This window comes from Methylobacterium bullatum, assembly GCF_014845095.1.
Taxonomy (GTDB): domain Bacteria; phylum Pseudomonadota; class Alphaproteobacteria; order Rhizobiales; family Beijerinckiaceae; genus Methylobacterium; species Methylobacterium bullatum.
The window spans coordinates 1-5,590 of sequence record NZ_NKUG01000132.1 but is presented as its reverse complement, the minus strand read 5'-3'; the positions used below and the strand labels follow the sequence as shown (position 1 = coordinate 5,590).

General features: G+C 65.6%; 4 protein-coding genes. 2 read left to right on the top strand and 2 right to left on the bottom strand.

Features of this window, described 5'->3' with window-relative positions:
* The first annotated feature begins 130 nt into the window (after positions 1–130).
* Positions 131–3,187 carry an Ig-like domain-containing protein gene (locus MBTS_RS17970; protein WP_192216160.1) on the top strand — a complete coding sequence of 1,019 codons (3,057 nt, stop codon included), beginning with the start codon at positions 131–133 and terminating at the stop codon, positions 3,185–3,187.
* A gap of 258 nt (positions 3,188–3,445) precedes the next feature.
* Here the strand turns inward: MBTS_RS17970 and MBTS_RS17965 are convergent, their stop codons facing one another.
* The gene (locus MBTS_RS17965) at positions 3,446–4,855 is read right to left on the bottom strand and encodes a TAXI family TRAP transporter solute-binding subunit (protein WP_192216159.1); all 1,410 of its coding nucleotides are present in this window, start codon (positions 4,853–4,855) and stop codon (positions 3,446–3,448) included.
* A gap of 63 nt (positions 4,856–4,918) precedes the next feature.
* On the opposite strand from MBTS_RS17965, the gene MBTS_RS24045 reads away from it, so the two are divergent.
* On the top strand, positions 4,919–5,044 hold the full coding sequence (locus MBTS_RS24045) for a hypothetical protein (protein ID WP_274533762.1): 126 nt from the start codon (positions 4,919–4,921) through the stop codon (positions 5,042–5,044).
* Between the two features lie 87 nt (positions 5,045–5,131).
* Here the strand turns inward: MBTS_RS24045 and MBTS_RS17960 are convergent, their stop codons facing one another.
* Positions 5,132–5,515: a CsbD family protein gene (locus MBTS_RS17960; protein ID WP_192216158.1), complete on the bottom strand. Its 384-nt coding sequence runs from the start codon at positions 5,513–5,515 to the stop codon at positions 5,132–5,134.
* Between the last annotated feature and the right edge of the window lie 75 nt (positions 5,516–5,590).

Genomic DNA, 5,590 nt, shown 5'->3' with positions numbered 1-5,590 from the left:
AGATGTTTATAAGAGACAGATCACATTCACCGCCGACGACAGCAGCGTGACCAACGCCACGGTCACCCTCGAGGCGTTCAAGGACAAGGCCGGCAATGCCGGCACCTCCACCCCGTCCGCTCCGGTCACGGTGGATACCGTCAACCCGACGGTGGAGATCGCGTTCGACAAGACCAGCTTCAACGACGGCAACCTGACCTCGACGGTGACCTTCACCTTCTCGGAAGCCGTCGATCCCACCTCTCTCGAACTGAAAGCCACCGGCGGCACCGTCGATCCAGACTCGATCGTCATTGCCGTTGACGGGCTCTCCGCCACCGCCACGTTCACCACCACCGACGACAGCACGACCGCCGCCAAGGTCACCCTCACGGCGTTCAAGGATCTGGCCGGCAATGCCGGCACCTCCACCCCGTCCGCTCCGGTCACGGTCGATACCGTCAACCCGACGGTGGTCTCGATCAGCGCGGCGGACCAAAGCCTGAACGTCGCCGGCAAGACCACGCTGGTGACCTTCACCTTCTCGGAGGCGGTCAAAAGCTTCGACGCCGGCGACGTCATCTTCGACGCCAATGCCGGATCGCTGGGAACCCTGACGAGCACCGATGGCATTACCTGGACGGGCGAGTTCACGGCGAAGGTGAACTTCGCCGGCATGACGACACTGTCGGTCGGAGGTACCAATTCCGCCTATACCGATCAGGCCGGCAACACCGGTAAGGCTGGCGGTGAGCTGAGCCTGACCATCGATACGGTGGCCCCCACCATAAGCGGGCTCACGATCTCGACGGACAATGGGCTAAGCGGTACCGACAACATCACGCGCGACAATACCCTCACGGTCAGCGGATCGGTGACCGGTGTTGCCGAGAATGCGACCGTAGAGGTCGCCGTGATCTACGATGGCGAAACCGTCACCACCCTGACCGGTACGGTCATCGACGGCACCTTCACCACGAACGTCAGCCCCATCCTTGCTTCGCCCGGTGCTGCGGGACGGGAATATACGTTCTCGGCTTCGGTGAAGGATGCGAGCGGCAACGTCACCACCGAGAGCTTCAACGTCACGATCGATCGTGCGACGACGGTGGCCACCATCGGGCTGGCGTCGGGCTCGGATCTGGGCGTGCCTGGCGACGGGATCACCAGCACCGCGACGCCGGACTTCTTCGGTATCGCCGAGGCCGGTGCGACGGTCGACGTGTTCCTGAATGACGAACTCATCGGCACGACGCTCGCGAATGAGAGCGGCCAATTCACCATGTCCTTCCTGGAGACGGGTCTCCAACCGCTCACCAACGGGACCTACACGCTGACCACCAGCAGCACCGATATCGCAGGAAACACCAAGCAGAGCACATTGGGGACATCCTTCACCGTCGATCGGACGGCTCCGACCGCCACGATCACGCTGAGCGATACGTCCCTGGTGGCCGGCGAGACCGCGACCGTGACGATCACCTTCTCGGAGGCCGTCACGGGCTTAGGTCGCGGAGACTTTGTCGTCGGCAATGGCGAGCTGGGCGAACTGAGCGGCCCCACCGCCGGTCCGAACGGGTCGGTCGTCTACACCGCGACGCTGACCCCGGCCGCCAACTCCGAGGACAGCAGCAACGTCGTCACGCTCTCCACCACGTACACGGACGTGGCCGGCAACACCGGAAGCACGGCCAGCACAGGGAACTACGCCGTCGACACCCGGGCACCGACGGTGCTCAGCGTGGCGGCCTCCGGTCCCGGCATCACGGATGGTGCGGGAACGCTGGTCACGGGTCAGACCGTGTCCTTCACCTTCACCATGTCCGAAGCCGTGGCCATCGCGAACGGCGGCGCGCTGGCGATCACCCTGAGCAATGGCGCGACCGCACTCTACAACCCGGAGGAATCGACCTCGACGAAACTCGTCTTCGACTACACGGTGCTGGTCGACCAGATTGCCAGCGACCTCGCAATCACGGGCGTGTCCTTGAATGGAGCCTCCATCGCCGACCTGAGCGGGAACCCCTTCGACGTCAGCGCGTCGGCGGTCGATCCTGCCGGTACCCTGAATATCGATGGCTACACCGGCACAAGTGGCAGTGAGACGTTCCGCGGCACCATCGGAGCCGAACGGTTCACCGGATTGGGCGGTGATGACACCTACCTGGTCGACAATATCGGTGACGAGACCATCGAGGCAGTTGGCGGTGGCTACGACACGGTGCGGACCAGTGTGGGCTATTCCCTCATGTCAGGCCAGGAGATCGAGGCGCTCCGCGGTTCCGGGACCGTCGGTCTCGCCCTGACCGGTAACGAGTTCGACAACAGGATCGTCGGAACGTCCGGCAACGACGTCATCGATGGCAAGGGCGGCGTAGACGCTCTGTTCGGCAACCTTGGCGACGACATCTACTATGTCGACAATGCCGGCGATCTGGTGACCGAGGCGGCTTCAGCCGGTAACGATACGGTCCGTGCGTCCGTCAGCTACACGCTGAAAGCAGGCCAGGAAATCGAGACGCTCGAAGGCCTGGGGTCGACGGGCCTGACGCTGACCGGCAACAACTTCGCCAACACGATCGTCGGAACCGCGGGCAACGACATCCTCGACGGCAAGACAGGAGCGGACACGCTGTCCGGTGGCGCCGGCAACGATACCTACTACGTCGACAACGCGAACGATCGTGTGATCGAGACGACCGGTACCGACACGGTCTACGCCAGCGTCAGTTACGCGCTGGAGTCGGGCGTCTCGATCGAGGCTCTCCGTGCTTTCGGTTCCAAGGCTCTGACGCTCACGGGCAACGAGTTTGCCAATACGATCGTGGGTGGAGCAGGCAAGGACGTGATCGTCGGTGGACTGGGTCAGGACACCCTGACGGGGGGAGCAGGAAACGATACGTTCGTCTTCAAGACGGTGAGCGATAGCGGCAACGGTGCCGCGAACCGCGATGTGATCCTCGACTTCAAGGTGGGCGCCGATCACATCGATCTGTCCGGTATCCAGGCCGTGAGTGGAGCCGCGACAGACCAATCGTTCTCCTTCATCGAGGGGGCGTTCGGCAAGCACAAGGGAGAGCTCCATGCTGTCACGTCTGGAAGCTCGACGATCATCGAGGGTGACGTCGACGGAAACGGCAAGGCGGACTTCCAGATCGTCCTGAGAGGCACGATCGAAGCCCTGCATGCGACCGACTTCGTGCTCTGAGGGGTTTCGCGTCCTGAAACCTGCGTGACGTCAAAGTCCTGGGCGAGGTGAAGCGATGGCTTGCCGCCGCGACCCTGCTCAGGATTCGAGGCCGAGTGTCAGTTCAATGCGAGCCCCGTGCGCCAATGATCCGGCGCGCGGGGCTTTCTTGCCTTGGGCATCGTGGCCTTCGGGATCAATGCCTTGGGGATCGTGCTGTCGGAACACGCCGGCGCTTTCTCATGCCCCCACCGATCGATGCGGATTGCCGGCCGATCCTCACTCCGCCGCGCTGGACTCCGACGATGTCGTGCGCCCCGCCAAGCCAGGAGCGTCGGCGGCGTATTGCCCGGCCGCGATCGTGCGTTTGACCGTCGACCGGGCGGCATCGATGGCGATGGCGGCGGCCGACATGGTCCTGGCCTCCGTCGGCCGCTCCAGGGCATGCTTGGCGATCTCGCCGGCGAGGTCGTCGATCTCGCGGGCGAGGTGTTCCAGGCGCGGAGGATCGGCGCTGCTTTGCGCTTCCTGGCGAATCTGCAGAAGGCGGTCGGTGGCCTCCTCGATCCGTTCCCGGCGCAGCCGCGACAGACGCTGGCCGATCCAGGCGACGCCAGACCCGATGCCGCCGCCGAGGAAGGCGACGAGATAGATCCAGGTCTCGTAGCGCTCGATGAAGCCCTGCTGCTCGCGCTCGAAGAAATCGACGGCGCCGGGGTGGATCGGCAACCGCGCGCTCGTCGCACCGGCCGTGCTGTCGTAGCTCGGCGCCTGCACGTAATCGGCGGCGGCGGTCACGTTGGCCATGCCGCTGCGCAATTCGAACAGATGCTGGGTCACGTCCGCCGCGACGGGACGGGACAGGCTGGCCCGCGCCATCAGGCGGTAGGACGCCCCGACCGTGTGAACGTCCTCGGCCGGGACCTTGGGACTGCCGCCGAAGGTCTCCGCCGGCATGGTGACGGATTGCAGGCGCGGCATACGGGCGACGATGGCATCCGCGTTCTCGACCGTGACGAAGGCGACCTTTCGCGTCTTGCTGGCCGCTTGGACGATGCCGACGATGCGTTGCGCCGTGGGTGCGGTCGGTGAAATGACCGAGACCACGGCATCGACCCGCTTCCTGGCCAGGGCCGTGGGGAGGTCGGCTTCGGACATTTCCACGAGGGCCACGTGGCGCGGTGGCAGCGGCCCTTCCGGGTCCTTGTCGAGAAGGGTGAGGCTGTAATGGCCGACCATCGCCTTGATCAGCGCCTGGTCGGCATCGCGATGCGCGAGGATCGCGAGGCGCTTCCGATCGAGGTCGGGAAAGCTCGTCAGCCCCGACGGCTCTGGAGAGGCGATGATCATCGCCTGGTCGCGAAGGATCGCCAGGGTCAGTCCATTGTCGGGCAGGTCGACATCGGGACGGACCACGGCGAGATCGGCGCGGCCTTCCTGGAGCGCGGCGGCACTGTCCCGCACATCATCGAAGGCGATGACCTTGAGACGGATCTCCTTGTGCCGCCGGGCAAGAGCATCCGCATAGGCCTGGATCAGCGCCGGCTCGGTCCCGTCCTTCGGGGCTACGGCGATCGTCAGGACGGTCGCCCGCGAGATCCAGTATGCCGTGGCGGCCCCGAGGCCGAGGAACACGGCGAGCAGAAGGAAGACGAACTCGCGGCGGACGAGGAGGCCGGCGAACTTCATGGATCGAACGACCGCTCCCCGCCAAGCCCGACACCGACCCTATCGGCGGCGACAGGGTGTATCATGCCCCCGCCGCGAGCGGGCATGGCGGGCGCCGTCCCCGTCGACAAGGGACGGATCCACCGCGACGGGGCCGGATGGGCGGTCGTCAGCGGGGCCGACGCGGTGGGGCTGCGGCCCGGCCGCTGAGGCGGCGTCCGACATAGGCGACGATTCTGGGAAGCACGAACAAGGTCAGGAGTTTGCGGATCATCGAAGGTCTCCGGATGACGGGGATCAGCGCTTGGGACGGGCGAGCCAGCCCACCGCGAAGGCCACGGCCGCGAGGCCGAGCAGGGCGGATGCGCGATGGTCGTCGGCATAGCGGACCGCCTGGCGGCCATAGGTCGTGCCGCGCTTGGCTGCATGGCGGGCGAAGCCGCGTCCGTCCTCGATCAGGTTACCGGCGCGGTCCCGGACTTCGCCGACGAGATAGCGGCTATCCTGGGCCAAATCCTCGGCACGGTCGCGGGCACGGCCGTAGGCATATTGCGCGCCGCCGGCCACTTGGTTGACGGCGCCGCGCACCTGACGGGCCGGATCGCCGGTGACACCGCCGAGGGCGGATTGGGCACGTCCCTTCAGATGCCGGGATGCGCCGCGAAACTGATCGCGATTCATGGAAGTCTCCTACAGGTTGAGGCGGAGGGAGGGCCTAAGCCCTCCCTCGGGGACGGGATCACCGCTTGCCGGTGA